Here is a 26913-nt window from a genome sequence, read left to right on the forward strand (position 1 = left end):
CGCTCGAAATGATGGATAGAACAGGGAAAGTGGAGGATAGAACGCTCAGATTGATGGATAGAAGAGAAACAGGTGGATAGAACTCTCGAAATGATGGATAGAGCAGGAAAAGTGGAGGATAGAATGCCAGAAGTGATGGATAGAGCTGGGAAAGTGGAGGATAGAACGCCAGAAGTGATGGATAGAGCAAAGAAAGAAGTGGATAGAATGCTCAAATTGATGGATAGAATGCCCGAAGTGAAGGATACAGCAGAAAAAATAGTATATAGCCATCCAAAAAAGTGATGGACTGCAAGCTGGCTCATGCAGTCCATCGTTTTTTAGATTATTGAGTTGGAGTGGGCTTCACTGCAACGACCACTGTAGCAATGGCCATTGTTACAAGGATGATGATTCCTAAGAAGCTACTATTTTGTAGTAAATTATCTGCACTTCCGCCAAAAATAATGGTGTAATAGCCATCAGCTCCGTAAGTAGCCGGCAGCAAAGCAGCGGCATTTTTGTACCCTTCAGATAGCATTGTTTTTGGCACAAGAACGCCTGAGGTTACTAGTTGGAGAGATAGGGCACAAATATTGATAACCATACCAATATTACCAAAGAGGATGACAAACACTTGTGCTAGGCAAAGGAAAGCTAGATACATCACAGATTGAAAGAAATATATAGCTAGAAAGCTTTCATTACTAGTAATATCAAAAAGATGCATCAAACCAATCGTTAACAAAGGTAGCGAAAAGGCTACCCCGATATTCAGCAGCTGTCTTGCAAAAAATAATTGCCACTTCGATAGGTTTTCTTGAACAATTTGTGCTGCTTGCTGGTGTTGCATAATCATTACCATAGCTCCGACGAAGGATGAGATGATGACCATAAGTGGGACAAAGTTTGCGGCAAATCCCTTCACATCATTGGTTTTAACAATGGTACTGTCGACTGCGTGGGCTTTGACATTCATCACCGTCGTCTTGACAGAGGCGGAAATTTGTTGTGCTGTATTTTGCTCAAAAGGAAGCTGTGTAAATTGTTGTGAAAAAACTTCTATCGCCTGATTTTGTTGCATTGGATAGAGGGTATGATTTATTTCTTCTGTTAGTTGCTTTGCTACTCCCTCCATCATGTTTTTCGCCATACTAGCATTGGCTTGATTAATAGCATAAATGATTTCTGCCTCTTTCCCTGCTTGTAATTGACTAGTAAAGTCGGCTGGAATTTGCATAATCATATTAATTTGTCGTTCGTTTAATGCCTGTTCTGCTTTTTTCATTGACGAATAGTCCTTTATTGTAAATGGAATGGAGCCTTTCATGTCCATTGCTACCTGTTGACCCACTTCGAGATCTTCAGCAACAAAGCCAATAGTTAATTGCTCGGCTCTTTCATTGACACCATCATAGGCGGTCATCCAAATAGTAAAGAAGATTAATTGAAAAGCAATGGTAGCGACAATGCCTATATAAGTTTCACGAACTCGCAATAAAGCTTGTAAACCTTTCATTTTTATACCCCCTTTATAAGTAAGTACTTACTTGCATTGATAGGAAAAATTTTTTCTAGGAAACGAGTCCCCTAGAAAAAATAGCTACACTTGTCTGTAATAGTTCTTCGGTTGGTATGTCCGACACTATAGTACCAAGACGGGCGCGAGACATAAAATGACCAAAATTAAGGGCAATAAGCGATAATGCTGCTGCTTCAAAATCAACCTCTCTTACTTTTCCTTGCTGATACATTTCTTCAAAGTAATGGATGAGTTCCTTTTTGATCAAGAGAGGCATATTCGCAATTTCTTCACTAATCTCAGGAAATTGTATGGACTCCTTAAAGGCAATCATCACAAAGTCTTTAATCGACATCAAAAACTGAAAATGCTTTAATGAGATGTTTAATAAATCTTTTTCTAATTCCCACGTCATATTTTGATTGATCTCCTGTTGTAAAAGAGGATAATAAGAAAATTGTTCAATAATAGCTTTCAATAAGCCTCGCTTGTTGCCAAAATGGCGGAAAAGAGTGACTTCATTGACGCCTGCTAGTTCTGCGATCGTTTTTGTAGTTGCAGCTGTATAGCCTTTTTCACTAATCAATTGTAGAGCAGCTTCGATAATTCGTTCTGCAGTTCCCTTCATTGTCAAAAACATACTTCCTTTCATGCAAGTAATCACTTACATCCTAGCATATTGTCCTAGTATCTGCAACAGCATGGTTAAACTAAAGGGAATAACAGGGAAAAAGTCGTTGACAACTATATCGACTGCTGATATATTTTACTTGTATCGACAGACGATATATTGATGGACGATATAAAGGGGGGGGTTGTATGACGCAGGAGCATCCGCCATTAACAGAAGGCGTTTATTATATATTATTAGCGTTATATGAGGCTAGGCATGGTTATGGCATTATGCAATTGGTGGAGGAAATGAGCAATGGGCGAGTTCGTTTAGGCGCAGGTACTATTTATGGCGCTATCAAAACATTGTTAGAAAGAGGTTGGATTGTGGCACTCGATGAGGATGGCAGAAAGAAAGAATATATTATTACTGAAACTGGAAAATCGGTAATTGAATACGAAATTTTGAGATTAAGGGAACTTTTTGACAATGGTATCCGTATAACGAAGGGAGTTGAATAATATGCATAAATATCGATTGATGATTAATCCCTATGCAATTGAAAATTGGGTCAATGACATGGCTTGTCAGGGCTGGCATTTGAAAAAATTCACATGGATTCGGTTTACGTTTGAACGTGGAGAACCAGGTAGCCATATTTATCGCTATGATGAATTGGAGCGATTTGGTACCGACTATGAAGAAGACTATCTCGAATTTCTTCAGTCCTCTGGCATTGAGCAAGTAAATCGTTCTGGTAATTTTGTGTTTTTTAGAAAAGCTGTACAGGAAGGGCCATTTGAGCTGTTTACAGATAAAAAAACAAGAATTGGGAACCTGTCAAAAAAAATGACCATCTTGCTTTCTCTTATTCTTCTTAATTTAATCATCGGAATAACGGGTTTGATTGGCGATTTTTCTAATCAAACGGCTGATTGGATTGGCTTCACTTTAAATAGCTTGAATTTAATCGTAGTTGTGTTATTCTCGCTCCCATTATATAAGCTTATGCGTGTACGAAACCTATTAAAGAAGGAACTAGATGTTTTTTCAGATTAAATTAGAATCAATTATTTTCTGGGAAATCAGAAAACTTTAATGAAGTAAACGTCATAATAGGGGTGAGATAATGAAGAAAAGAATATATCGTTTTTTTATTGATTACGAAAAAGAAGAGCAGTGGGTCAATGAAATGGCGGATCGGGGGTGGAATTTAAAAAAGTCAGTAGTAGGATACTTTGTATTCGAAAAAGGGACGCCGAGTCAATATATTTATCGTAACGAATTTGTGAATAGAAAATCAAAGGATTATTTTGAGTTTCTAGATACGATGAATATAGAGTGTGTGGCAAAATTTGGTTGTTGGGCCTATTATCGAAAACTAAAATCAGAGGGCCCCTTTGAAATATTTACAGATACAACCTCAAAAATTAACTATATAAAATCAATGAATCGGATGTTTATACTTTTGTTTCTATTGAATATACTAGCTGGAATTTATAATTTTTCGATAGGGTCTTCGGGACCATCTGTAGGATTATTAAACGCTAGTGTAGGATGCTTTAATTTTTTAGTAGCTGTCATGGTAAGTATTTCTATTGCAAAAAATCAAAGCCGTAAAAATGGCTTGAAACAAGACTTACATATATTTGAAGGATAAGGAGGATGACAACATGACTTTACAGTTACAGCATGTCACGAAAAAGTACAAAGATTTTACAGCTGTGGATGATTTGAATTTTACCATTGAAAAGGGTGAAATTTTTGGCCTAATTGGTCAAAATGGAGCAGGGAAAACAACAACATTCCGTATGATTTTAGATTTACAGGAGACTACAGCAGGTACCATTACTTGGAATGGGCAGCCAGTCAATGCCATTAACCGAGATGTACTTGGCTATTTACCTGAGGAGCGTGGTATTTTCCCAACGATGAAGGTAGAGGAGCAACTTTACTTTTTTGGTGAATTACGTGGCATGAAAAGAGCAGAACTAAAAAAGGAAATTGATTTTTGGATTCAACGTTTTGAACTGGAAGAAAAACGAAAAGATAAGGCAGAAACGTTGTCAAAGGGGAATCAACAAAAGGTCCAGCTTATTGCGAGCTTTATCCATAAACCGGAATTTTTAATTTTGGATGAACCGTTTAGTGGACTAGATCCTGTCAATAAAGATTTACTAAAGGATGCCATTCTACTATTAAAGAAGCAGGGAACAACTATTTTATTCTCTAGTCACCAAATGGATAATGTCGAGGAGCTTTGTGATCATTTGTGCTTATTAAAACGAGGTGTTTCTTTATTTTCTGGTAGCCTACTAGATTTAAAGAAACAATATGGTAAAACAAAGCTTGCTGTTCGTACGGATTGGTCGACAACTCAGTTATTGGCATTAGAAGGTGTCAAGGATGTGCGAGTAGAGAAGGAGCAAACTGTTCTTACATTAGCAGACGAAAGCTTCGCCCAAAGTATCTTCGAGCAGCTTTCTAATGGGAAATATATTGAAAAATTCAGCTTGGATTATTTATCGTTGGATGAAATCTTTAAAGATAAGGTAGGTGGCAATGTTGTCGAAGTTTAGTTTACTAATGATGCAATTATATAAATCAAAAATTAAATCTAAATCCTTTATTTTAATGACATGTTTATATGTACTTGTCATGTCTGTGGCTGTATTCTGGTCAGAAATTAAAGAACTTTTTACGGGTGATGATGAAGCGCAGCAAATCGCAATTATCAATGAAACATCTGCTGATTTAAGCGATATCTTTGTTTCTAATGGAGATATGGCGTTTATCCTGGATGAAAAAGATGTTTCAGCACTTGAAAAAAAAGTAAAGGACGGCAAGCTTGATGCCATTGTGACGATTAACGATCAAAATGGTCAGCTACAAGCAGAAATTGCTACGTTTACACCACTGAAATTAAATGATCAATCAACATTATCATCTTTATTACAATATGCGGGTCAGCATTATGCCGTACAGCAATTATCTTTATCACCTGAGCAAGCAGCACAAATCATGGCTGCTCAAACAACGATCTCGACTAAAAATTTAAACGAGGAGTCAGCTGGTGGAAAAAGTGAAGAAGAAAAGCAATCAGGGTTAGTTGTTTCCTATGCAGTCGGCATTTTAATCTATTTCTTTATTTCTACATTCCTATCCATGATTACGACTGAAATTGCCTCTGAAAAAGGTTCACGCGCAATGGAAATGCTTTTAGTAAGTGTCAAACCAGCAACGCATTTTAAAGCGAAGATTGCAGGGGTATTATTGCTCGCTTTAACACAGATGGGCATGATTGCAGCAGTATTCCTAATCTATGCGAAGTTTATTAAAGACGGAATTGTGTGGGATATGGCTGCTGACATTGTCAAAGAACTGTCCATTGGCTATGTAATCTATGCCATTGTATTCCTACTGTTAACGGTCATCCTTTATCTAATCATTGGGGCATTATTTGGCTCATTAGTTTCAAAAGTAGAGGAAGCAGGTCAAGTATTAATGCCTGCCATGATTATTACAATCATTGGCTTCTACGTAATGCTAACAGGCATGGGGAATCCAGATACGATTATCATTAAAATATTCTCCTATATCCCTCTAACTTCAGGTATGATTATGCCGATGCGAATTGGAGCTACAGATATTGGAGGCATTGTACCATTCCTATCATTAGGTATTTTAATCGCAACAATCGTTGTCGTGTATCTATTCAGTTTATCCTTCTATAAGCGCAGTGTGCTGACATATAGCTCAGGCGGCGTTATTCAAAAAATTAAAACGGTATTAAAAGTAACAACATAAGTCAAAGGCAGCTACATGGATGATGTAGCTGCCTTTATGTTGCTAAGACTCTTTTTTATAACTATAAATTCCATAAAGAACAACACCAATTAAAAAGCCTATTCCACTTCCTACACTAACAGTAACTACTAGAAAGCTAGGTTTGAAAAACAGTCCTACAATTACGCCAACAGCACAACCAAAAATCATGCCCAATGGTATCAAACTATCGATTAAATCTTTAGTCATACCTGACATTCCTTTCCGTCTTATGTTATTTCCATTGTAAAGGAATAGTTTGGATATGCTAAGTGGTTTAGTTATTTTTGTTAATTATTTCTTTGATTAGTTGATATTTAAAAAGCTACCATTTACGACAAGGAATTTACGTAATTAGTCGAATTTTGTATGGAAAGAAGCTATAATTTATAAAAAGGAAGATTCTTCAACAGAACCGGAATAAAGTGTTTTAGTTATTCTAGTCGAAATGAAACTTTTTTTCGTGGTAATCGTAAGTAATTAGTAGAGATAAATTGCAGGGGGTAAAACGTATGTCTGAATTTAACAATGATCTTTTAAAATCCAAGGACCCATTCGCTTCAGAAAATCCTTTATTACAGCCGAATCCACTTTTACAGCAAGAACCTGAGCAAAAGCCAGTACTTGTGTCGGAGCAGGAGTTATCACAAATCGCACAAAATCAGCTAATGTTAAAGAAAGATCCAGAGGTCCATGCACTTGCACAAAAAATTGATGTAAAAGATCAAATTGCCATGCTAGAGCTTGGTAAAGAAACAGCGAGTGGCATTTCTACTTTTTCAGATAAAATGCTGGCAACGATGAAAGCCAGTAAGCTGGAAGAATCGAGTGTTCTATTAAACAATCTCAATAAAATTATGGATAAGTTTGATCCACAAGATTTTGCGGAAGAAAAAAAGGGTGGTTTCATCTCAAAGCTCTTTAATAAAGGAAAAGAGCAATTGGAAAGATTCTTATCTAAATATGACAGCATGAACAAAGAAGTAGACGTCATTTACCGTGAAATCCAAAAATATGAAGGTGAAATGAAGCGAAACACCATCGATCTTGAGAATCTGTATGACCAAAACTTAAATTATTTCCAATCTTTAAGTAAGTTTGTCGCGGCGATTGAAGTAAAAATAGAGGATGTTCGCGCATCATTACCAGCCCTTGAACAAAAGGCACAAACGGGCGATCAATTAGCAGCAATGGAATATGAAACAATGCTCCGAGCTGTGGAATTATTAGAGCAACGTCGTTATGATTTAGAAATGGCGCAGCAAGTATCATTCCAATCAGCACCTCAAATTCGCTTAATGCAACAAGGGAATAACCATTTAATCGGAAAGATTAATTCTGCCTTTGTGACGACGATCCCAATATTTAAACAAGGTTTGATACATGCAGTCACATTGAAACGTCAAAAGCTTATTTCTGATTCTATGGTTGAATTAGACCGTCGTACGAACGAAATGCTAGTTCGCAATGCTGAAAATATTAGTAAAAACAGCGTCAATATCGCGCGTCAAGCTGGTAGCCCGAGCATTAAAATTGAAACAATTGAAACAACATGGCAAACGATTATGACTGGGATTCAAGAAACAAAGCAAATTCAAGCAGAAACAGCAAGAAATCGTGAAGAAGGGCGTAAACGAATTGAGCGTTTGCAATTAGAGTATGAAAAATTAAAAAAAATGTAAGCAAAAAGCTTCTTGCAGCAATGTTTGCAAGAAGCTTTTTTTACTTTGACAAAAACCAAAATAGTGATTATGATAAAATTAAATGAGAATGATTATCAAATAAAAAGGAAGCGGATAGATGTTACATAATGCAATACGATTATTTGAATGTATTCGTGGAGGAGTGAAGAAGTAATGCCGAATAAGTTAAAGCCCTCTCCATTGTCATATGAGCCTTTTAAAGATGGAACACTTGCTCTATACACGACAGATAGCTTAATGATCGTTCCCCAAAACCGCTATTTAGAACTGTTGCATATTGAAGAGTTATACAATACTATGCATACAGATTTAGATAAAAAGCAAGATGGTCTAGAACGAGAACGAAAAATGGTTAAAAAACAAAATGCGCAGCTTTCAGAAGAGATGCAAAAGTTGAAACAGCAAAATACGGTCCTTCTAAAAAAGGTAACAGAATTTAATTGCGTGGTAGAGGAGATGAAGGTGCTCCGCCAACAAAATACGGAGCTGCTTATTGAGTTAAGTAAATACACAGCTATGTCAAGGGAGTCACTGACAGGTCCTCTGAAGTCGATGATTCGAGATATGCGTGAGCAAGGGGTTGGCATTAAAGAAATCCATATTCGCATCAAACGCCAAATCAATCCAGATATTAGCTATAATACAGTGCGCAAATACATTTCCGAGCTAGAGTCCGAACAGAAAGGTTAACGCCTATTACAAGAAGCTAGAAATTAGGCATTTACAGTTGCCACTCAAAGTCCTATAATGAGTCTATTCTTTAACTAGTTTAAGATTATAGGAGATCGTTTATCGATTTCAATAAGAGTAGGAGCGTAAGTGGCAATGTCAAATGAAAAAAAAGGGGTTTTGGCGGCGTTTTTAGCCTATGCCTTTTGGGGTGCCTTTCCTCTATATTGGAAACTACTTGAACATGTACCAAGCATGGAGATTTTATTATCACGTGTAATTTGGTCCTTTGTCTTTACGGTACTTGCTGTCATCGTATTTCGAATGCGTAAGGATCTTCTGGTAGACTTAAAATATTTATGGTCACATCAAAAGCATTTCTGGCAGCTTGCGGGTGCGTCCTTCGTTATTTCAATGAACTGGTATTTGTATATTTGGGCAGTAACACATAACCATTTAATTGAAACGAGCTTAGGGTACTATATTAATCCACTATTGTCTGTTATTTTTGGCGTGATTTTCTTTAAAGAATCGCTAAGTCGTGCACAATGGTTAGCAACGGGAATTGCTTTTATCGCTGTGATTATTTTAACGATTAGTTATGGCTCTGTGCCATGGGTAGCATTATTAATCGCCTTGTCCTTCGCTATTTACGGTGTACTGAAAAAGAAAATTACACTAGATGCGACAAGAGGGTTAGCAATCGAAACGTTATTGATTTTACCCTTTGCATTGGGCTATTATATTTATCTGTTTGCAACCCATCAAACTTCGTTTTTACATGTCGATGTAAAAACAGATATCTTGATGATTTTCAGTGGGTTAGTAACTGCTGTGCCGCTTATCTTATTTGCGAAAGGCGCACAAAATATCCCATTGTATTTATTAGGCTTTATTCAATATGTTTCGCCAACGATTGTCTTAATTTTAGGCATCGTTCTGTACAAGGAGCCATTTAGTCAAGTAGAGCTCTTAGCATTCAGCATTATTTGGGCCGCTTTACTACTATTTTCAGGTTCTAAAATCATTGAGACAAGAAAAGCCCATCATAAATCTGTGACATAAAAGACTTGTAGAATGTTCTACAAGTCTTTTTTCATGACTATCCCAAAAGTGGCTCCTCTTTTGTTTTACGGCGGCACCTTTACTTTTATGTCAGCATATAGTAAAATGATGTCAATAATTAGATAACAATGATAATTTAATGTGAGGTGCTTGTTTGTGAGTGCGGTAGGTTCTAACTAGGTAAAAATTGAATGAAATAAATGATGTGACGACTGGGGATAACTGTCATTACCATACCCCTTGTTTTGTCATGGATTTATTTCAAAAACCTATGTAGATACCTACTATACTTTAATTAAGCGTGGCGTACATGGATGAAACTTCAGTTAGATGAAGTTTAATTTGTGATGCATTTGCCAGTCGCCTTTTGAAGATAAAGCTGTGGGGATCTCCCGCAGCTTTTTTTATGATTAATCATCATTGCTATCTAATATTGGGTAGGTGTCTTCATGCATGATAAAACATCAGAATGAGGAGCATGATCAAATGAATAGTACTACTCTTGACAAATTACAATACCATGAATTAAAGGATATCGTTAAATCCTACTGCGTTAGTGGATTAGGGAAACAACTTTTAGATAAATTAATGCCAAGTTCAAGCATAACAATTGTGAAAAATCGCTTAAATGAAACAACAGAAGCTCGTGCAATTTTAGATGCAGAGGGCCATGTCCCTTTTTTAGGTGTATCCAATATCGAACATATCATGACAAAGCTTGAAAAGGGCATGCTATTGGACCCAAGTGAGCTAGTAAGTATCTCTGACTTTTTACGAGGCTGTCGCAATATCAAAAAATTTATGTTGGATAAGGAATTTTTTGCGCCAGTCCTTTCATCTTACGCCAACTCAATGGCTGAATTTAAAAGCGTGGAAGAGGAAATTAATTTTGCGATAAAAGCCAATCGTGTAGATTCGGCTGCAAGTCGCGAATTAAAGCGAATTCGTCATCATATGGAAACGACAGAGGAAAAAATTAAAGAACGCTTAACGAAATTTTTGAATAACAGTGCGAACAAACTTTACATTCAGGAATTCTTTATTAGTCAAAAGGACGATCGCTATACGATTCCAATTAAGGCTTCCTACAAAAATCATGTACAGGGCACAATAGTGGAGATTTCTGCAAAAGGGGCGACCGTTTTTATGGAGCCGAGTGTCGTTGCTAAATTAAATGTAGAGTTGGCAACCTTAAAGGCTGAGGAAGCGGTGGAGGAGTATCAGATTTTAGCAACATTATCAGGACTATTAATGGAACATCTTCACGCCATTAACATTAATATGGAGTTGATTAGCCAATATGATATGGTCTTTGCTAAAGCTAAATTCAGTAGGCAAATAGGCGGCATGGAGCCACGTCTAAATGATTTTGGTTATATCAATTTAGTCAATGGTAAGCATCCGTTACTATCAGGAAATGCAGTGCCCCTTCAGTTTGCTATCGGTAAAGACTACCGTAGCTTAATTATTACTGGACCAAATGCTGGTGGGAAAACGGTCGTGTTGAAAACAATTGGCTTATTAACGTTAGCAACGATGTCAGGCTTCCATATCGTAGCGGATGAGGGAACCGAGATGGCTGTATTCGATCATATCTTTGTCGATATTGGTGATAATCAAAGTATAGAAAATGCGCTGAGTACGTTTTCATCCCATATGAAAAATCTCTCCGACATTATGAGAGCAGCTAATAATCATACACTCTTACTATTTGATGAAATCGGCAGTGGTACTGAGCCAAATGAAGGTGCAGCTCTGGCGATTGCGATTTTAGAAGAGTTCTATCAGATGGGCTGCATCACAGTTGCGACAACCCATTACGGCGAAATTAAACGATTTTCTGAGATGCACCCTGATTTTATGAATGCGGCAATGCGTTTTAATAGTGATACACTAGAGCCGCTTTATCAATTAATCATCGGCACATCTGGAGAAAGTAATGCCCTATGGATTTCAAAAAAAATGAATGTCCGTGAAACAGTTTTACAAAGAGCAGAGGATTATATGAACAACAAAGATTATCAGTTGACACTCGTTCAAGACAGTAAAATTCGCAAACCTAAAGTAGAGAAAACGAACGTGGTAGCGACGTATACATTTACAAAAGGGGACCGTGTGAAATTAGTAGATTATGATGATGTGGGGCTTGTTTATAAAGAAATGAATCAGTTCCATAATGTTAGCGTGTATTGTAACGGGCAAATGCTAGAGGTGAATGTCAAACGACTTGTACTAGAGTTACCAGCGACAGAATTATACCCTGAAGGATATGATTTGGAGACGTTGTTTGTGGACTATAAAGAGCGAAAGCTACAGCATGATATCGAACGGGGGTCAAAAAAAGCGCTCCGTAAAATTCAAAAGGAAATGAAAAAAGATAAATTGAACTGAAGATTAAGCAAATAAGTATGAGAGGCTGGGACAAAAGGAAAAAATGTTAGACCGAAATGCAATCGGTCTAACATTTTTTTGATTTAGAAAGGAATTATATATTCATTTAAGCAAAAAAAAGTTATTATCTATTTCCGCTATTTTTCAAAATAATTGAGTTTTGTCCCAGCCTCTTAGTATGCTTATATTATTAATATCCTGGGGCTCATAAACCGAATTTAGAGTAAGAAAAACTTAATTTTAGTGTTGTAGTATCTCTTCAATACGCTATGCTATCCATTGGATTTTTTTAAGATGAGTTCGATTTGCACCGAACTCATTATTTTTTATTCTTAAACAGAATTAATCTGTGCTTTTATCGTAAAATAGGTTTCCTCGATTTTTCGTTTGTAAGGTAAATCGACTAATTCCTGTGAATCCAGATAGGCCATTTTGGCAATTTCATAAGCTGTTGTTAACTCACCGAAATGTGCATAGCAAAGGGCTTTATAGGAAAAGCATTCATTTAAGCCCAAAATATCATATGGGTGGATGACGAAAATAGGTGTTGCTTGGAAATGCTCAAATGCAGCCCTCGCTTCCTCATAACGACCGAGTAAATATAAGGACTTTCCTTTTTCCGCATAATAATAGTTTGAATCCAAAATTTCTAAATCCTCATGCTTGAGCTCATTAAAGCTCTCAATTTCTATTAACGCCTGCTCATAATTAAACATGTAATTATTATAATAATGTGCCCGTAAAATATAGATTAAAGCATCTACTAGTGCGCGTTCGGCAAATGCCCGATATTGCTCCAGCTTCATAAACATATGCTCTGTTTGTTCAAAGTCATGGTCAATCATCGCGCAATAAGCACCAATACGATACATATCATCAATTTGATAGAACAGTTGGTTTTTATGAGCATTCGTAATGGTTTCGTTTATTAATTTTTTTCCTTCTTCATGTTCTCCGATGGCAAGCTGTAAAATGCTTGTATAATAAGCCATTAATAAAGCATCACGAGAATCAAACTGATAATCCTCTTGTTCAATCATTTCTTGTGCCTGTAAAATACAGGCATAGGCCAAGTCATATTGACGTTTTTCCGCCAATATGTTCATTTGAATGATGAATGTTTTAAACCAATGGCTAAGTAAATTAATTTCCTTAAAAATAGTGCGGGCTTGCAGGAGGGATGTTTCCCATGAAGCTAATCCTACTTCATACTGTGTGACAGCATATATATACAATAAACGGCCTGCTTCGTAGCTATCAGGAAGGCCCTCTACTGATGGTTTTATCAAATCAACAATTTCTTGATGACGAACTATATCTCCCCATTTTACCTCTGCAAATAAAATTTCAACCTGCTCTAAAAGTGAACGAATGGATGAAGGTGTTACTTCTTCGAGTAATTCACTAGCCTTGACACCTAACCGTTCAGCAATATAGTCAAGGCTTTCCATAGAGGGCTTGGCCTTTTCATTTTCTATTTGACTTAGCATTCCTTTTGTTAGACGATCACCGGCAAGCGCCTCTAATGTTAATTTTTGTTCTTTCCTTAATTTACGAATTCGTGCGCCTAGAGAGTTCACTGCCTCGCCTCCTTTTGTTTAATTATATTAAACTTTTTGTTGCGTGAAAAGAGGGAGCTATGGTATATTTTGTTTAATAGTATTAAACTTTTTAATCTAATTAAAAAACGAAGGGGTTTTAGGATGAATGAAGCGGAGAAATTAAAAAAGGCGTCCTATCATTTATGGACGTTTACAGCGAGTAAAATGATTGCCATGTTAGGAGCAAATGTGATGGCGTTTGGTTTCAGCTTGTATATTTTAGCCATGACTGGTTCGGCCATGAGCTTTGCAACGAATATGATTTGTTCTGTGTTGCCACGTGCCCTTGTAGCACCTTTAGCAGGTTATGTTGCGGATAATTTTCCGAAAAAACGAACAATTCTACTAGCACAGGCAGGGACCATTTTGACAGTTGGGGGCTTACTGTTATATACAGAAACGGTAGGGATGTCAGTTTATGCTATTTACATAGCTACAGTTTTTAATACAATCTGTTCAGCATTTTCTGGGGTAACGTTTTCATCCGCAATTGCCACGCTTGTTAATCCAGAGTGTTTACAGCGTGCTATGTCCTTTAATCAAATGTCCATGTCAGTGGCTGCGATTGGGGGACCAGTCATTGGAGGTATGATGTACGGATTTTTCAACATGGATGTATTTTTGATGGTCAATATAGTGGCCTATGCCATTGCCTTTTGTTTAGAGGCAACAATGGATTTTAACCTCTATAGTACAAGAGGGGAAGATGTGAAGAAAGAAAAGGTGTGGGAAGGACTTAAAAATGGTTTCCATTATATAAAGCAACGAAAGGTCATCAAAACCATTATGTGGGTCGCCTTATGGATTAACTTATTCTTTTCAGCCATCGCTGTTGGAGGAACGTACATTATCTTTGAATTGCTGAAAGTAAAATCCACGCATTTTGGTTTTATTCAGGCTTCAGGAGCAACAGGTATGCTTATAGCTTCCATTTATTTTGCGACTAGACCAGAAGTGAAGGTGCCATTACGTTTCTCGAAAATTAGCTTATTGCTATTGTCAGGAAGTGTGGCCTTAGCCGTCATTCCATTAGTCACAGATTTATCTTATGTAGCCATCGTCTTCTTTTATCTAATCATCTATTTTATTTTCGCCATTTTCGAAATGGGAATTAATATGCCAATTGGAGTGTATATGCAAAAAATCATTTCAGAAGAGTATCGTGGGCGTGTCTTTGGACTAATGGAAACGATGGCTATGTCCATGATGCCAATTGGTATGGTGGTCTATGGTATGTTATATGATACATTACCTGCAACGGTTATTTTGCCAGTAACAAGCGTGATTATTATTATACTTTCTTTAGTATTGCTACGTCCAACCATTTTAAGAGAAGCACATCCAGAGTATTATAATAAAGAAGTTCTGACAGAAAGTGTTCCTAATTCAACAACATAAACAACGGGCATGCATTCATTTGCATGCCTATTGTTGTTTTATCTGTCCTCAATCACAATATACGTTGCTTGAATAGGGCCATGTACGCCGACGATTAGAATCATTTCGATATCTGCTGAATTACTTGGACCAGTAATAAAATTAATGCAGGAGGCAATTTTCTCACCACGGCGGATTTTTTCACTAATCCAACGTGCTGCTTGTGTCATGCGAGGAACAATCGTACTTTTAGGAATTAAAATAATCGATTTTTCTGGTAAGAAACTAATACTTCTGCCTTTATCCTTGCTACTAAAGAGCACTGCAGTACCCGATTCGGCTAATGTTATTTCACTTATGGTAATACCGATATTTGCCTTCTCAGCTTGTCGAATATTTTCCTCCTGTTGCTGTGCATTCCATTCATAGAGTTCAATATTAGTTTGTGGCCAGTGTTCAGTCATTAATTGAGATAGTCCATAATCTTTAAACCGTTCGTCCTTCCATGTTATGACGGACTTACCACCATAATTGTCTACAACGGATTGTAAATCTTGTGAAAGCTTTGCAGTATCGGAAATGACAATATGAGTATGAATGTTGGCACATTGCTTCTTTAAAACCGCAACTAATTCCTCCTTTGTCGCATCTTTTAGAACACGATCTTGTGGTTGATATTGCCAAGTTGGGCGAGGAAGCTCTGTTTTAGGTGAACGTCCGAGCTGCTTCGCTATGTTTAATAAAAAAGTCTCTCGATGTTGAATCCTACCAGTCATTTGTGGTCGCCTCCTTTTGTACGGTGCTTCATCCAATCTCTAAAGTTGTCTTTATTGGGTGCAGGAAAATCTCTTGCTTCAGTCCAGGCTTTTAATGGACCAGGACCGTTCGAAATTGTGTTGTCCTTCGTAAAAGGAGACATTACTGGTGTCGCCATTTTTGTCGCCATTTTATACAGAGTGGGGGAGGAAGCCCCTAAACCAAATGCCTTCATTAATAGCTTTTCAGAAACGGGTGCTTTGCCTTCGTTTTCTACAATGACTTGACGATGTCGATGAATCAGCTGATGTAAAGGGATTTTGACAGGGCAAGCATCCGTACAGGCACCACACAATGTAGAGGCATATGGAAGTTCTTTAAAATCATCATAGCCACCTAATAATGGGGAGAGAACAACACCGACAGGACCTGAGTAAATAGAGCCATACGTATGCCCGCCAACATGACGATATACAGGACAAGCATTGACACAAGCAGCACAGCGAATGCATTGTAAAATAGGCTGGAATTCACTCCCTAAAATAGCAGAACGTCCATTATCAACAATGACTAAGTGGAATTCCTCTGGCCCATCCGTATCACCCTCGTCTTTAATTCCAGTTAACGTTGTAATATAGCTTGTTAGTTTTTGACCGACAGCACTTCTTGTTAATAAACTAACAAGGACCTCCATTTCTTCAAATGTAGGGACGATCCTTTCCATCCCCATGACCGTAATTTGCGTTTTCGGTAGAGCTGTGACTAAATCCGCATTTCCTTCATTCGTTACGAGTGTGATCGAACCGCTTTCTGCAATGGCAAAGTTACAGCCTGTAATACCAATTTCGGCTGTTAAATAGTCATTCCGTAATTTTTCACGAACATAAAGAGCAAGTTCCTCTGGCTTTTCTGTTTGATCGTAGCCTTGTTTTTCTTTAAAAACATCACGGATTTGCTCTTTATTTTTATGCAAGGCTGGGGCAACGATATGGGATGGGGGTTCGTGATCAGCGACCTGCAAAATGTATTCACCTAAATCTGTTTCAATTACCTCACAACCAAGTTCCTCTAAAGCCACATTTAAGTTAATTTCCTCTGTAACCATCGATTTGGACTTCACAATTTTCGCAGCATCTTTCTTTTTTGCAATGCTTTGAATGTAATCGGTTGCTTCTTGTGCAGTTTGGGCAAAGAAAACATGTCCGCCTCTTTTTGAAACATTTTCACTTAATTGATATAAGTAATAATCAAGGTTTTCTAACACGTGCTTGCGAATTTCTTCCCCATGTGCACGCCATTCTTCCCAATGTCCCAGTTCTTCTGCTTGTTGAAGTCGACGTGTTTGAAAACGTTCTTGGGCACTTGAAACAGCACTACGCATGAATTGATTTTCTAGCTCTTTCGTTACACGATGATGAAAACGATCATCACTTGTTTTCATAGCCATTGTTGTTTCCCCCTCTTATTGGCAGTTTAATACCTCTGCAATATGCATTACTTTAATCGGCTTTCCTTGGCGTTGAATACGGCCACCGATATTCATTAAACAACCAGCATCTGCCCCGATTAAAATATTCGCCCCGGTTTCTTCCACATTGTGTACTTTTTCATTGACCATTTCTCCAGAAATATTGCCCATTTTGACAGAGAATGTTCCACCAAATCCACAGCAACGATCCTTGCCGGGGAGGTCCACATAATGTAAACCCTTGACGTTTTTTAATAGTTTAAATGGTGCCTCTGTCACGCCAAGTAGTCGAGTCATGTGGCATGATGTGTGGTAAGTAGCATGGCCCTCTAAATGTGCGCCAACATCTTCAACCTTTAATACATGGACAATAAATTCTGTAAATTCATATGTTTTATCTGCTAATGCTTGTGCTTTTGGCTCCCAAATCGGGTCCCCCTTAAAAACTAGCGGGTATTCCTTAAACATAAAGGCACAAGAACCAGAAGGGGAGACCACATATTCAGCATGCTCAAAGGTTGTAATCATTTTTTTCATCGCATTCTTCGATTCTTTTACATAGCCGCTATTGTAAGCAGGCTGCCCACAGCAAATTTGGTTCTCTGGAAAGTCAATAGTACAGCCAAGTCTTTCTAATACTTCAACGACTGCCTTCCCTACATTTCCTTGAAACATATCCACTAAGCAAGTGGCAAATAGTGAGACGTTCATATTCATCGCTCCTTTATACAAACAACTGGTCATCTGATGACTTTTCTTTAGTTTTATCATACAACAATTTATAACGACAATAAACGTTTTTTTAATGAATTTTCAGAAAAAAAAACTACCTAGTGAGACTAGGCAGTTTTAGTGTGATTTGGGTTCTGTTGTTTCAAAATACTGTAAAAGCACTTTTTCAACATTACTTAAATGAGATGCCATAGCATGTTTGGCTAGCTCCTCATTTTGTTGTTTAATAGCGAGGAAAATTTGCATATGTTCGTCATATAATTGTTCGCTCGTTGTTTTTTTGGAGTACAACCAAATTCGGCGTGTTTCTTTCATCGTTTCAATCATAAGTCCAGAAATTTGATCTAGGATTGTAGCGAGGAGGGGGTTATGTGATGCAGTAGATAGAGCCGCATGAAATTGATAATCTACTTTTTCACCAAGTTCACCATTACCATGGGCTTGCTTCATCTCCTCTAAAATTTGTAGCATTGCTTGAATATCCTGTTCTGTGCGATGGATAGCTGCACTTGCTGCTGCTCCTACCTCAATAATCTTGCGTACTTCTAATAAATGAGCAATATCCTGTTTATTCGTTAACATGGCCGTGGACAAAGGGAAATCAAGCTGATTGGACGACACACTTTTTACAAAAGTCCCAGAGCCTTGTTTGATTTCAATCAATCCCATTGCCTTTAAAGCAGAAAGTGCCTCCCGTACAGCAGATCGACTAACTTGTAATTGTCCAGCAAGTTGCTCTACTGAGTCAAGACGATCACCAGGTTTTAAAACGCCGGATCGTATTTTTTCATGCAAGATTTCGGACACTTCTTCATAAATTTTTTTAGGTTTAATCTTTCTTAATTCCAAGGAGCTACACCTCTTTTTCTCGAACAATTGCTCAGACTCTATCACTATTATACATGAAGATAAGTCATTTACTCACTGAGTAACAAGAATACTTTGTTTTGAGGGGTATAACAGTCGAAATTTGAAAAAAAGCAATTCTATAAAAAACCTTATAATAAGGTCATCAGATGATAAGATTTTCTGATAAATATAGAGTGGGTTGTAAAAATAAATGGTTTCTTACAATAACATGTACGTAGTAGTATGTAAGCTTGTTTCAACATTAGCCGCAAGTAATCGACAATGTCAAGACTGGAGGAAAGAGGTTAGCTTTTCTTTTTATAGATAGGGAGAATATTGGCGAATTTTGTTGACAGGAAATCAGCAGGGGCGCATAATGCAGAAGTAGCTTGATGGAACTTCTTAAAAATCTCATAATTTCGTCATGAAACGTTCACAAACAGAAAGTACGCATTTTATCAAGTTTTTTGGTACGATGGAGGCAGTAACTGTAAGGAGCGATTAAAAAATATGGGATCTGATATTAACGTATTTTTAGCTTTTGGTGCAGGGTTTTTAAGTTTTATTTCACCATGTACTCTCCCACTGTATCCAGCATTTTTATCGTACATAACGGGTATGACATTAGATGAGCTAAAATCAGAAAAAGGTATGCTACAAAAGCGTGCCATTTTCCACACATTATTCTTTTTACTAGGATTTTCAATTATCTTTATCATTATTGGATTAAGTGCTTCCTATGCGGCAGAATTTTTCCTTAATTATCAAACTTTATTACGACAGATTGGAGCTATTCTAATCGTAGTATTTGGTTTAATGATTGTAGGATTATTGCAAATAGATTTCTTAATGAAGGATCGAAAATTTCAATTTAAAAATCGACCATCTGGCTATTTTGGATCTGTCTTAATTGGTATTGCCTTTGCGGCAGGTTGGACACCATGTACAGGACCAATCCTTGCATCGATAATTATGTTAGCTAGCACAAATCCAGGTGCGGGCTTTAGCTATATGTTTGCCTATTATTTAGGTTTTGCGATTCCATTCTTCGTGCTATCTTTCTTCATTTCACGTATGACATGGATTCGTACACACAGCCAAAAAATTGTGAAAATCGGTGGTTATGTGATGATTGCCGTTGGGATCTTGTTATTCTTTGATGGACTAACGTATATTACACGCGTTTTACAGCCGATTTTCGGTGGATTTACAGGCTTTTAATTTGTTAAACTAAAGAGGCATACCGAACTTTAGCGTGGAGGGAGATGAGCATGTGCCTACAGTTTTAGTAGTGGATGACACGCTATTTATGCGTGTTGCAATCAGTAATATGTTTACAGAATGGGGTTATGAGGTAGTCGGTAAGGCAGCAAATGGTAAAGAAGCTGTGGCGATGTATCGTGAGTTACAACCAGATTTAGTCACAATGGATGTAACGATGCCCGTTATGACAGGTATTGCGGCAGTAAAAAAAATTGTCCCAGAATTTCCGAATGCAAAAATTATTATGGTGACTGCATTAGGACAACAAAAATTAATCGTAGAAGCGATTGAAAGTGGAGCAAAAGATTTTATCACAAAGCCTTTCGAACCAGAAAGATTAAAGGCTGTAGCTGATCAATTACTTGGACAAAATTGCTAATTAGACATTAGAGGAGGATTTTTTTTATGTTGAGCAGTATCCCTTCTCACTATTATGTTATAGGGTCGACCATCATGGCCATTCTGATGGGGAGCTTCGTGATGGTCATACGAATGAGAGCTTCCAAAAAACCAACAAATGAGAAGAAAATTATTATTCCACCAATAGCGATGTCTTCTGGTGCACTGATGTTTTTATTTGAGCAATTCCGAGTGCCTCCAATGCAAATATTAGAGGCAGCGGCTGTGGGAATGGTGTTCTCGACCATATTAATTGCTACATCAAAATTTGAAGTAAGGGGTCGAGATATTTATTTAAAACGTTCAAAAGCATTCGTTTTTATATTAATGGGTTTGTTAATATTCCGAGTGGTTGCGAAAATGATTTTAAGTAACTCCATTGATGTCGGTGAATTAGCAGGTATGTTCTGGATATTAGCCTTTGCCATGTTAGTACCTTGGCGAATTGCTATGCTGCTCCAGTTTAAAAGAGTCAAAAAAACAATTCCAAAACTACACTAGAGTTAAAGCTAGTGTAGTTTTTTTGTGCTTCAGCGTGGATGTAACTCTGTTAGTGGTGGATAGAACTCCAAAAGTGAAGGATAGAACGTGCAAAGTGATGGATAGAACTCCAAAAGTGAAGGGTAGAGCGTGCAAAGTGGTGGATAGAACTCCGAAAGTGACGGATAGAACCTCGAAAAGTGAAGGGTAGGGCGTGCAAAGTGGTGCATAGAACCTCGCAAGAACAGGATAGAGTGTGCAAAGAGTGAATAGAACTCTAAAAGTGAAGGATAGAGCGTGAAAAGTGGTGGATAGAATCATCAAGCGTAGATAGAGCCGCAAAGTAGTGGATAGAACTCCAAAAGTGAAGGATAGAGTGTGCAAAGTGGTGGATAGAACCTCGAAAGTACTGGATAGAGCCACAAAGAGTGGATAGAACTTCAAAAGTGAAGGATAGAGCGTGCAAAGTGGTGGATAGAACTCCAAAAGTGAAGGATAGAGCGTGCAAAGTGGTGGATAGAACTCCAAAAGTACTGGATAGAGTTTCAAAGAGTGGATAGAATCTCAAAAGTGAAGGATAGAGTGTGCAAAGTGGTGGATAGAACCTCGAAAGTACTGGATAGAGCCACAAAGAGTGGATAGAACTCCGAAAGTGAAGGATAGAGCGTGCAAAGTAGTGGATAGAACTCTAAAAGTGAAGGATAGAGCCTCGAAAAGTGAAGGGTAGAGCCTCGAAAAGTGAAGGGTAGGGCGTGCAAAGTGGTGCATAGAACCTCGAAAGAACAGGATAGAGTGTGCAAAGAGTGGATAGAATCTCAAAAGTGAAGGATAGAGCGTGCAATGTGGTGGATAGAACTCCAAAAGTGAAGGATAGAGCGTGCAAAGTGGTGGATAGAATCATCAAGTGTAGATAGAGCCGCAAAGTAGTGGATAGAACTCCAAAAGTGAAGGATAGAGTGTGCAAAGTGGTGGATAGAACCTCGAAAGTACTGGATAGAGCCACAAAGAGTGGATAGAACTTCAAAAGTGAAGGATAGAGCGTGCAAAGTGGTGGATAGAACTCCAAAAGTGAAGGATAGAGCGTGCAAAGTGGTGGATAGAACTCCAAAAGTACTGGATAGAGTTTCAAAGAGTGGATAGAATCTCAAAAGTGAAGGATAGAGCCGCAAAGTAGTGGATTGAACTCCAAAAGTAGTGGATAGAACTCCGAAAGTGGTGGATAGAACACCGAAAGTGACGGATAGAACTTCAAAAGTGCTGGATAGAACCCCAAAAGGAACGAATACCCCTTCACACACGCGCAGCTAATAAGAGAAAAACGCTGCACAAGTTTCTGTGCAGCGTTACATTAATCGAATAAATGTTCATATGGGGCGATGTCAATTTGCATTTGCTCTAATTTTTTGCGTAAAAATTTGTGATCGCGTTTTGGTGTTGCTTGGATATATCCACGAATAATGAGGTCGTTATTAATGGCTGCCGCTTTTTCCTCTAAAGCTAGCGCGCCAATTTTCCCTGCAATTTTTTCCTTTGCCACTTGTCTAAAGAGCTCGGGTACAGGGCTTACTAGCTCATATAGTAAGTCTTTTTCAGCTTGTCCCCATAAGTGAATAGTTTTATCTAAATAGTATTCTTGCCAATCTAAATCTGATTTTCCATCTTGCTTAGGTAGTGCTTTTAAAAATTTTCGGAACATGAAGAATCCGCCAATAGCCATCAATGAAATGAGGACAACAACCCAAAATAAAATAAACCATAAAAACCAACCTTGTAACAAATCGTTCACCTCTTTGCCTTCTCTTACTCTATTATAAAAGCTTACGAAAAAAAATTCATCCTAAATGTCTCTTTTTTAGCAATTCACCATTATATAGTGTGTAGAAGGGAGGTGACGCGAGATGGTAAACACTCATTTTTTAAATGCTACACTGCGCCTCAAGTATGTGGATGGCTATGATGAACAAAACGAACCAACGTTCATAACGAAATCGTATCGAAATGTCAATAATACACATCATGCAGACGATTTAGTAGCTGTTGCACATGCCATTGCTAGTCTATCATCGCAGACACTTTCAAGCATTGTAAAGCAAGAAACACATGAATTATCTTAAGGGAGGGATCACTGCATGACGCAAGTATTAGAATTACAATTTGCTACGGCTGACGGTAAAACGACATCACTTACGATTGATGCACCAAAACCGAATGTTACAGCAGCTGAAATTCAGCAGGTCATGGAAACCATTATGGCTAAAAATGTTTTTGTTGGACAAGCAGGAGCCTTGTCAGCCATAAAAGGAGCGCGCATTGTCGAGCGACAAGTAACAGAATTTGAAGTAGCAACAGAATAGTTCAAAAATGGTCTTTGCACAGTGAACTGCAAAGACCATTTTTACCGTAAACGAAAGGAGGAGTCCTAATGGAACAGTGGTTGAACATGATATCCGATATTGGTTTTCCGATTTTAGTGTCATTTTATTTATTGCACCGTGTCGAAGTAAAACTAGATGCGATTCATGCTGCGCTTGTTTCGTTAAAATGAAATTGATTTCACAAAGATGTACGAAAGCTGTCACTTTGAAGTTCTTGTCAACGCTTACAACCTACGTTAGGATGAGGATAGTGTAGGTTAGGGAGAGTGTTGACATGAAACGTAAATTAATGGGGCTAGTCTTTCTTTTAGCCTGTGCGTCTGTGCTAGGCGCATGTGGTAATTCAAAATTTAAAGCAGATTATAGCCTGGAAATACCTGATTTTGAACATGTTAATCAACGAGGTGAGACTGTTTCCTTAGAAAGTTTAAAAGGAAAGCCTTGGATTGGCATGTATATTTTCACGAACTGTGTGTCGATTTGCCCTCCAATGTCATTGAACATGGCACAAGTGCAAGAAAAGCTCCAGAAAAAAGGAGTAGAGGATTATAACATCGTTGCCTTTTCAATAGATCCAGACGTTGATAAACCAGAAGTATTAGCCAATTATATTAGTAAATACAATGTACCAGATGAATCTAAATGGAATCTTCTTACAGGGTATTCACAAAAATATATTGAACAGTTTGCGGTTAAAAATACGAAGATTTTAGTGAAGGACGATCCTAACAGTGACCAAGTCATTCATGGTAATCAATTTTTCTTAGTCGATAAAGATGGTGTCATCGTCAAAATGTATAATGGTTACGCTGAAAATATTGAAGATGTACCTATTGATACGATAGCTTCTGATATCGAAACATATATTGATGAAAATTTATAAATAGGTAGAAAACCGTCTCGTACATTAGAGGCGGTTTTTTTTTGCCATTTTGAATCTGGAAAAATAATCTTTTTCTGGTTGGGAATCGTTTATAGTGTAGAAGGAGGGAGAATGCATGTCTGATAACGAAAAATTAGAACAGCTAATGGCTATACATACGGAGCAATTGTTTCGAATTGCTTTTTACTATACAAAGGATTTACAAATAGCCGAGGATATCGTGCAGGATGTTTTTATTAAATTCTATCATCAAAAACAATATGAAGAACGAGGAGAAATGAAGGCCTACCTTGCCCGCATGACGATCAATAAATGCAAAGATTACTTAAAAAGCTGGGCATATCGAAAAATCACATTTCAGCATAAATTTTTTACAAAACAAAAATCTGTATTGCAGGAATCACTTATTCTTCAAGATGAACAAGCTCTATTAGATGAAGCGATTTTACGCTTACCAATCAAGCAGCGCGAAGCAATTGTCTATTTTTATTTGGAGGAGATGACGATTAAAGAGATTCCTGAACTACTTGCAATTCCTGAGGGTACGGTGAAATCTCGGTTAAAGAAGGGCAAGGAGCTATTAAAAGTGGATTTACAGCATATTGAATGGGAGGTGCTTTTCCATGGATAAGCATACAATGCACGTATTACAGGATGTATCAGAACACAAAGAAGCAATTATTCAAAAGGTTCGACAACAAATACAGCAAGAGCCTTTTCCGTCTGAGCCAAAATGGACGTATCGTGCAGTCACCATCATGATTACTTGCTCTATTTTATTATTCATTGCCTGGCAAGCAGCACAACCATTGGACCAGCTTGCGACAGAGGTAACGGATGAGGAGAAGATACTTACATTCACTGATTTATTTCAAACAGAGGTAGAAGGAACAGCTACCACATACAGTCAGTATTTTCAATTAGCTGATCAACTCAATCAGCGCGAAAATATAAAGTTTTATGCACCACTTCAAGGTTTCAAGGCTATGCAAGAAGTAGCAACTACGATGGGGGATGCCGTTCATCTAATAGATCCTGAAAATCTCCCATTTAAAGCAAATATTCAAGAGGTCTATGCGGTAACATCGGATATGAAAGATGGTAGTCTACAAAAGCAATTTCAATTTAGCTATAAAGAAAAGTCTCTCACTGGTGTGGATTTACAATATGTTCATTTTACTGTAACTAATGTAGCTAGCAACCCTTTAGCAAACCGTGAAATTACTGAAAATATCGAGAGTATTGAAGGGAGTAATCTCAAGAATGTAGGCATTAATTTTATAAACCCAATGTATTATCGAGAGATGACACCAGAATTGGGTTTTGTTTACATGTACTATAATTACGATGAAGCAGCCAAGCGAATTTTTCATATGACTACTAGAGCCAATGAATTTTATACGTACTATAACGGCTATGTCTATCATATCGGTTATCAATTAAATGGGGACCGACAAAAGGTTCAAGAAAAAATGACAAGCATCGTAAGGGAGTTTATTCTTGGCGATTAGCTTGTAGAGACATTCCATGTTAACTAGTATAAAATGGTAGAAATAAGGGATGGGGGTTCAAAAATGACGGTGGCACAAACTTATTTACATGTGGTCCAAAAAAGATTTAAAAGTGTGAAAGAGTTAGGCGATAAAGCACTTGCCCAATTAGAGGAGACACAATTGCACTGGTCGTATAATGAAGAATCCAATAGTATTGCGGTCATTGTGAAGCATGTAAGTGGCAATATGATTTCACGCTGGACGGACTTTTTAACGACAGATGGGGAAAAGCCTACTAGAAATCGAGACGATGAATTTATGGATAGTCTACACACCAAAGAAGCCATTATTGTAGCTTGGGAAAAGGGCTGGCAAGTATTTTTAGATGCTTTAGCAAATTTGGCGGAGTCTGATTTGCAGGGACATGTCACAATTAGAGGTGAACGGCTAGAGGTGATGGATGCGATTGAAAGACAGATGGCACATTATGCGCAGCATGTTGGCCAAATCATTTATATCGCGAAACAAGTAAAGGGCTCTGATTGGCAAACGCTAAGTATACCAAAAGGACAGTCGCAAGCCTTTACAGAGGCCATGCTCGACAAACATCAACAATAAATAAGGAAGATCGTAGCAATCATCAATCGCTACGATCTTTTTTTATGCTAGATAAAGCTTATACAGGGCAGTTTCTGAGTCGATAGCTTGAGCTAATTCAAATGCTTCCTGCTGATTTTTTTGATTCGTGATGACTTCATAGAAAAAACGAATGAGAAACATGAGATTCGCGTTACCCTCTATATAATCATCAGGTGCTAAGTAGGAGTGACAGCCACTCTCTAAAAAGGCAGAAGCTAGCTGCTGCCAACCTAATGTACAGCCTGCTGCAATGATTTTCACGCCCTGTAGCTGACAATAGGATCGGACATCCTGAGGTCCAAAGTATATACTTTTTGGTTCATTGTCTTCATACACATCTTCGCCTAACTCAGGTAAACAAAATCGTCCTTCATCGCCATGGAAATTCAAAATAAGATAGTCCATTTTGTTGTGAAGGTCATTCCCAGACAAGACATCAATTAAATCATTCGGTCTTCCGATTAAATGAAGCGTCACACTTGCACCAAAGGACTCAAGGGCTGCTCTGATGGCCATCGATTCGAAATCACAATCAGGTCCTACTGCTATATTGATATATAATTCAGGCTTACTCATATTCATCTCCACCTCCATGATTAGTATAAATGAAAGTTATTGGATGAGTAAACTGTATATAGAAATAAATACTATATATGTAAAATGTGTTGAGGGGAGGCTAAATATACATTTTTACTTTTCGTTATTCTGAGTACTAGCACTCTTCTACTATTTATTTACAATGGAAGGCTGCAAAGAGGGGTTTCTTCTAAAATAATCCCATTCTTTTGGTTTTATCTCTACGGTTTCCAAATATTTTTTACCTATTTAAAC

34 protein-coding genes are annotated in these 26913 nt (G+C 37.7%); 24 read left to right on the plus strand and 10 right to left on the minus strand.

Annotated features, from left to right (window positions below):
* Positions 1 to 93: 93 nt before the first annotated feature.
* Positions 94 to 285, plus strand: a complete 192-nt coding sequence (locus GJU32_RS20450) for a hypothetical protein (RefSeq protein ID WP_196426756.1) — start codon at positions 94 to 96, stop codon at positions 283 to 285.
* 40 nt (positions 286 to 325) lie between these two features.
* Here GJU32_RS20450 and GJU32_RS20455 read toward each other — a convergent pair whose 3' ends face one another.
* On the minus strand, positions 326 to 1498 hold the full coding sequence (locus GJU32_RS20455) for a YhgE/Pip domain-containing protein (protein ID WP_155593771.1): 1173 nt from the start codon (positions 1496 to 1498) through the stop codon (positions 326 to 328).
* 55 nt (positions 1499 to 1553) lie between these two features.
* Entirely contained in the window at positions 1554 to 2141 is a 588-nt protein-coding gene (locus GJU32_RS20460) for a TetR/AcrR family transcriptional regulator (protein ID WP_230875109.1), read from the minus strand.
* A gap of 179 nt (positions 2142 to 2320) precedes the next feature.
* Here GJU32_RS20460 and GJU32_RS20465 point away from each other — a divergent pair, with 179 nt between their 5' ends.
* The 5 genes from GJU32_RS20465 to GJU32_RS20485 all read left to right on the plus strand — a co-directional run bounded on the left by GJU32_RS20465 (position 2321) and on the right by GJU32_RS20485 (position 5921).
* Positions 2321 to 2635, plus strand: a complete 315-nt coding sequence (locus GJU32_RS20465) for a PadR family transcriptional regulator (protein WP_155593773.1) — start codon at positions 2321 to 2323, stop codon at positions 2633 to 2635.
* 1 nt (position 2636) lies between these two features.
* Positions 2637 to 3173 carry a DUF2812 domain-containing protein gene (locus GJU32_RS20470; protein ID WP_155593774.1) on the plus strand — a complete coding sequence of 179 codons (537 nt, stop codon included), beginning with the start codon at positions 2637 to 2639 and terminating at the stop codon, positions 3171 to 3173.
* Positions 3174 to 3243: 70 nt separating this feature from the next.
* Positions 3244 to 3774, plus strand: coding sequence for a DUF2812 domain-containing protein (locus GJU32_RS20475; protein WP_155593775.1), 531 nt, complete (start codon positions 3244 to 3246; stop codon positions 3772 to 3774).
* A 13-nt stretch (positions 3775 to 3787) separates the two neighbouring features.
* Complete coding sequence (locus tag GJU32_RS20480; RefSeq protein WP_155593776.1) at positions 3788 to 4693, plus strand: ABC transporter ATP-binding protein; 906 nt, start codon at positions 3788 to 3790, stop codon at positions 4691 to 4693.
* Positions 4677 to 5921 (plus strand): ABC transporter permease, encoded by a 1245-nt coding sequence (locus GJU32_RS20485; RefSeq protein ID WP_155593777.1) that lies wholly within the window; start codon positions 4677 to 4679, stop codon positions 5919 to 5921. The genes GJU32_RS20480 and GJU32_RS20485 overlap by 17 nt, the downstream gene beginning before the upstream one ends.
* A 42-nt stretch (positions 5922 to 5963) precedes the next feature.
* Here GJU32_RS20485 and GJU32_RS20490 read toward each other — a convergent pair whose 3' ends face one another.
* Entirely contained in the window at positions 5964 to 6149 is a 186-nt protein-coding gene (locus GJU32_RS20490) for a hypothetical protein (protein ID WP_230875107.1), read from the minus strand.
* Positions 6150 to 6451: 302 nt separating this feature from the next.
* Between GJU32_RS20490 and GJU32_RS20495 the strand changes: the two genes are divergently transcribed.
* From GJU32_RS20495 to GJU32_RS20510, 4 genes are all read left to right on the plus strand, one after another.
* Positions 6452 to 7621 carry a toxic anion resistance protein gene (locus GJU32_RS20495; protein WP_155593779.1) on the plus strand — a complete coding sequence of 390 codons (1170 nt, stop codon included), beginning with the start codon at positions 6452 to 6454 and terminating at the stop codon, positions 7619 to 7621.
* A gap of 174 nt (positions 7622 to 7795) precedes the next feature.
* A complete protein-coding gene (locus GJU32_RS20500) occupies positions 7796 to 8332 on the plus strand; it encodes a hypothetical protein (RefSeq protein WP_155593780.1) in 537 nt (178 codons plus the stop codon).
* A 135-nt stretch (positions 8333 to 8467) separates the two neighbouring features.
* On the plus strand, positions 8468 to 9376 hold the full coding sequence (gene rarD, locus GJU32_RS20505; RefSeq protein ID WP_155593781.1) for an EamA family transporter RarD: 909 nt from the start codon (positions 8468 to 8470) through the stop codon (positions 9374 to 9376).
* A 486-nt stretch (positions 9377 to 9862) separates the two neighbouring features.
* On the plus strand, positions 9863 to 11767 hold the full coding sequence (locus tag GJU32_RS20510; RefSeq protein WP_155593848.1) for an endonuclease MutS2: 1905 nt from the start codon (positions 9863 to 9865) through the stop codon (positions 11765 to 11767).
* 332 nt (positions 11768 to 12099) lie between these two features.
* On the opposite strand, the gene GJU32_RS20515 is transcribed toward GJU32_RS20510, so the two are convergent.
* The gene (locus GJU32_RS20515; RefSeq protein WP_155593782.1) at positions 12100 to 13347 is read right to left on the minus strand and encodes a helix-turn-helix domain-containing protein; all 1248 of its coding nucleotides are present in this window, start codon (positions 13345 to 13347) and stop codon (positions 12100 to 12102) included.
* A gap of 123 nt (positions 13348 to 13470) precedes the next feature.
* On the opposite strand from GJU32_RS20515, the gene GJU32_RS20520 reads away from it, so the two are divergent.
* A complete protein-coding gene (locus tag GJU32_RS20520; protein WP_155593783.1) occupies positions 13471 to 14766 on the plus strand; it encodes an MFS transporter in 1296 nt (431 codons plus the stop codon).
* A gap of 38 nt (positions 14767 to 14804) precedes the next feature.
* Here the strand turns inward: GJU32_RS20520 and GJU32_RS20525 are convergent, their stop codons facing one another.
* The 4 genes from GJU32_RS20525 to GJU32_RS20540 form a co-directional block, all read right to left on the minus strand.
* Positions 14805 to 15521, minus strand: coding sequence for a LutC/YkgG family protein (locus GJU32_RS20525; protein ID WP_155593784.1), 717 nt, complete (start codon positions 15519 to 15521; stop codon positions 14805 to 14807).
* Entirely contained in the window at positions 15518 to 16948 is a 1431-nt protein-coding gene (locus GJU32_RS20530) for a LutB/LldF family L-lactate oxidation iron-sulfur protein (protein WP_155593785.1), read from the minus strand. Before GJU32_RS20530 ends, GJU32_RS20525 begins: the two co-directional genes overlap by 4 nt.
* Before the next feature lie 15 nt (positions 16949 to 16963).
* Positions 16964 to 17680: a (Fe-S)-binding protein gene (locus GJU32_RS20535; protein WP_155593786.1), complete on the minus strand. Its 717-nt coding sequence runs from the start codon at positions 17678 to 17680 to the stop codon at positions 16964 to 16966.
* A gap of 138 nt (positions 17681 to 17818) precedes the next feature.
* A complete protein-coding gene (locus GJU32_RS20540) occupies positions 17819 to 18550 on the minus strand; it encodes a FadR/GntR family transcriptional regulator (RefSeq protein WP_155593787.1) in 732 nt (243 codons plus the stop codon).
* 510 nt (positions 18551 to 19060) lie between these two features.
* Here GJU32_RS20540 and GJU32_RS20545 point away from each other — a divergent pair.
* From GJU32_RS20545 to GJU32_RS23680, 6 genes are all read left to right on the plus strand, one after another.
* Positions 19061 to 19771, plus strand: coding sequence for a cytochrome c biogenesis CcdA family protein (locus GJU32_RS20545; RefSeq protein ID WP_155593788.1), 711 nt, complete (start codon positions 19061 to 19063; stop codon positions 19769 to 19771).
* A gap of 34 nt (positions 19772 to 19805) precedes the next feature.
* Complete coding sequence (locus GJU32_RS20550; protein ID WP_155593789.1) at positions 19806 to 20192, plus strand: response regulator; 387 nt, start codon at positions 19806 to 19808, stop codon at positions 20190 to 20192.
* A gap of 26 nt (positions 20193 to 20218) precedes the next feature.
* The gene (locus GJU32_RS20555; protein ID WP_155593790.1) at positions 20219 to 20713 is read left to right on the plus strand and encodes a CcdC family protein; all 495 of its coding nucleotides are present in this window, start codon (positions 20219 to 20221) and stop codon (positions 20711 to 20713) included.
* A gap of 34 nt (positions 20714 to 20747) precedes the next feature.
* Complete coding sequence (locus GJU32_RS23235; protein WP_196426758.1) at positions 20748 to 20903, plus strand: hypothetical protein; 156 nt, start codon at positions 20748 to 20750, stop codon at positions 20901 to 20903.
* Between the two features lie 217 nt (positions 20904 to 21120).
* Positions 21121 to 21252: a hypothetical protein gene (locus GJU32_RS23675; RefSeq protein ID WP_274381836.1), complete on the plus strand. Its 132-nt coding sequence runs from the start codon at positions 21121 to 21123 to the stop codon at positions 21250 to 21252.
* Positions 21253 to 21700: 448 nt separating this feature from the next.
* Positions 21701 to 21832, plus strand: coding sequence for a hypothetical protein (locus tag GJU32_RS23680; RefSeq protein WP_274381836.1), 132 nt, complete (start codon positions 21701 to 21703; stop codon positions 21830 to 21832).
* Positions 21833 to 22040: 208 nt separating this feature from the next.
* Here GJU32_RS23680 and GJU32_RS20560 read toward each other — a convergent pair whose 3' ends face one another.
* Positions 22041 to 22469, minus strand: a complete 429-nt coding sequence (locus GJU32_RS20560) for a DUF2621 family protein (RefSeq protein ID WP_155593849.1) — start codon at positions 22467 to 22469, stop codon at positions 22041 to 22043.
* A gap of 121 nt (positions 22470 to 22590) precedes the next feature.
* Here GJU32_RS20560 and GJU32_RS20565 point away from each other — a divergent pair, with 121 nt between their 5' ends.
* The 7 genes from GJU32_RS20565 to GJU32_RS20595 all read left to right on the plus strand — a co-directional run bounded on the left by GJU32_RS20565 (position 22591) and on the right by GJU32_RS20595 (position 26061).
* A complete protein-coding gene (locus GJU32_RS20565) occupies positions 22591 to 22806 on the plus strand; it encodes a DUF1659 domain-containing protein (protein ID WP_155593791.1) in 216 nt (71 codons plus the stop codon).
* Positions 22807 to 22821: 15 nt separating this feature from the next.
* On the plus strand, positions 22822 to 23046 hold the full coding sequence (locus tag GJU32_RS20570) for a DUF2922 domain-containing protein (RefSeq protein WP_155593792.1): 225 nt from the start codon (positions 22822 to 22824) through the stop codon (positions 23044 to 23046).
* A 68-nt stretch (positions 23047 to 23114) separates the two neighbouring features.
* On the plus strand, positions 23115 to 23237 hold the full coding sequence (locus tag GJU32_RS20575; RefSeq protein ID WP_004229459.1) for a YvrJ family protein: 123 nt from the start codon (positions 23115 to 23117) through the stop codon (positions 23235 to 23237).
* A gap of 104 nt (positions 23238 to 23341) precedes the next feature.
* Positions 23342 to 23950, plus strand: a complete 609-nt coding sequence (locus GJU32_RS20580) for an SCO family protein (RefSeq protein ID WP_155593793.1) — start codon at positions 23342 to 23344, stop codon at positions 23948 to 23950.
* Positions 23951 to 24065: 115 nt separating this feature from the next.
* Entirely contained in the window at positions 24066 to 24581 is a 516-nt protein-coding gene (locus GJU32_RS20585; RefSeq protein WP_155593794.1) for a sigma-70 family RNA polymerase sigma factor, read from the plus strand.
* Positions 24574 to 25461 carry a hypothetical protein gene (locus tag GJU32_RS20590; protein ID WP_155593795.1) on the plus strand — a complete coding sequence of 296 codons (888 nt, stop codon included), beginning with the start codon at positions 24574 to 24576 and terminating at the stop codon, positions 25459 to 25461. The genes GJU32_RS20585 and GJU32_RS20590 overlap by 8 nt, the downstream gene beginning before the upstream one ends.
* 63 nt (positions 25462 to 25524) lie before the next feature.
* A complete protein-coding gene (locus tag GJU32_RS20595; protein ID WP_155593796.1) occupies positions 25525 to 26061 on the plus strand; it encodes a DUF1572 family protein in 537 nt (178 codons plus the stop codon).
* A 42-nt stretch (positions 26062 to 26103) separates the two neighbouring features.
* Here GJU32_RS20595 and GJU32_RS20600 read toward each other — a convergent pair whose 3' ends face one another.
* Positions 26104 to 26658, minus strand: a complete 555-nt coding sequence (locus GJU32_RS20600) for a delta-aminolevulinic acid dehydratase (protein ID WP_155593797.1) — start codon at positions 26656 to 26658, stop codon at positions 26104 to 26106.
* Positions 26659 to 26913 lie beyond the last annotated feature (255 nt).

This window comes from Lysinibacillus cavernae, from assembly GCF_009724685.1.
Taxonomy (GTDB): Bacteria; Bacillota; Bacilli; order Bacillales_A; family Planococcaceae; genus Lysinibacillus; species Lysinibacillus cavernae.

Coding starts and splice junctions, on each gene's coding strand:
- rarD (WP_155593781.1), top strand. CDS start 8,468: ATGTCAAATGAAAAAAAAGGGGTTTTGGCGGCGTTTTTAGCCTATGCC.
- GJU32_RS20585 (WP_155593794.1), top strand. CDS start 24,066: ATGTCTGATAACGAAAAATTAGAACAGCTAATGGCTATACATACGGAG.
- GJU32_RS20480 (WP_155593776.1), top strand. CDS start 3,788: ATGACTTTACAGTTACAGCATGTCACGAAAAAGTACAAAGATTTTACA.
- GJU32_RS20500 (WP_155593780.1), top strand. CDS start 7,796: ATGCCGAATAAGTTAAAGCCCTCTCCATTGTCATATGAGCCTTTTAAA.
- GJU32_RS20600 (WP_155593797.1), bottom strand. CDS start 26,658: ATGAGTAAGCCTGAATTATATATCAATATAGCAGTAGGACCTGATTGT.
- GJU32_RS20465 (WP_155593773.1), top strand. CDS start 2,321: ATGACGCAGGAGCATCCGCCATTAACAGAAGGCGTTTATTATATATTA.
- GJU32_RS20460 (WP_230875109.1), bottom strand. CDS start 2,141: ATGTTTTTGACAATGAAGGGAACTGCAGAACGAATTATCGAAGCTGCT.
- GJU32_RS20530 (WP_155593785.1), bottom strand. CDS start 16,948: ATGGCTATGAAAACAAGTGATGATCGTTTTCATCATCGTGTAACGAAA.
- GJU32_RS20475 (WP_155593775.1), top strand. CDS start 3,244: ATGAAGAAAAGAATATATCGTTTTTTTATTGATTACGAAAAAGAAGAG.
- GJU32_RS20510 (WP_155593848.1), top strand. CDS start 9,863: ATGAATAGTACTACTCTTGACAAATTACAATACCATGAATTAAAGGAT.
- GJU32_RS20455 (WP_155593771.1), bottom strand. CDS start 1,498: ATGAAAGGTTTACAAGCTTTATTGCGAGTTCGTGAAACTTATATAGGC.
- GJU32_RS20575 (WP_004229459.1), top strand. CDS start 23,115: ATGGAACAGTGGTTGAACATGATATCCGATATTGGTTTTCCGATTTTA.
- GJU32_RS20555 (WP_155593790.1), top strand. CDS start 20,219: ATGTTGAGCAGTATCCCTTCTCACTATTATGTTATAGGGTCGACCATC.
- GJU32_RS20565 (WP_155593791.1), top strand. CDS start 22,591: ATGGTAAACACTCATTTTTTAAATGCTACACTGCGCCTCAAGTATGTG.
- GJU32_RS20495 (WP_155593779.1), top strand. CDS start 6,452: ATGTCTGAATTTAACAATGATCTTTTAAAATCCAAGGACCCATTCGCT.
- GJU32_RS20545 (WP_155593788.1), top strand. CDS start 19,061: ATGGGATCTGATATTAACGTATTTTTAGCTTTTGGTGCAGGGTTTTTA.
- GJU32_RS20535 (WP_155593786.1), bottom strand. CDS start 17,680: ATGAACGTCTCACTATTTGCCACTTGCTTAGTGGATATGTTTCAAGGA.
- GJU32_RS20470 (WP_155593774.1), top strand. CDS start 2,637: ATGCATAAATATCGATTGATGATTAATCCCTATGCAATTGAAAATTGG.
- GJU32_RS20525 (WP_155593784.1), bottom strand. CDS start 15,521: ATGACTGGTAGGATTCAACATCGAGAGACTTTTTTATTAAACATAGCG.
- GJU32_RS20590 (WP_155593795.1), top strand. CDS start 24,574: ATGGATAAGCATACAATGCACGTATTACAGGATGTATCAGAACACAAA.
- GJU32_RS20520 (WP_155593783.1), top strand. CDS start 13,471: ATGAATGAAGCGGAGAAATTAAAAAAGGCGTCCTATCATTTATGGACG.
- GJU32_RS20570 (WP_155593792.1), top strand. CDS start 22,822: ATGACGCAAGTATTAGAATTACAATTTGCTACGGCTGACGGTAAAACG.
- GJU32_RS20490 (WP_230875107.1), bottom strand. CDS start 6,149: ATGACTAAAGATTTAATCGATAGTTTGATACCATTGGGCATGATTTTT.
- GJU32_RS20595 (WP_155593796.1), top strand. CDS start 25,525: ATGACGGTGGCACAAACTTATTTACATGTGGTCCAAAAAAGATTTAAA.
- GJU32_RS20580 (WP_155593793.1), top strand. CDS start 23,342: ATGAAACGTAAATTAATGGGGCTAGTCTTTCTTTTAGCCTGTGCGTCT.
- GJU32_RS20450 (WP_196426756.1), top strand. CDS start 94: ATGGATAGAGCAGGAAAAGTGGAGGATAGAATGCCAGAAGTGATGGAT.
- GJU32_RS20485 (WP_155593777.1), top strand. CDS start 4,677: ATGTTGTCGAAGTTTAGTTTACTAATGATGCAATTATATAAATCAAAA.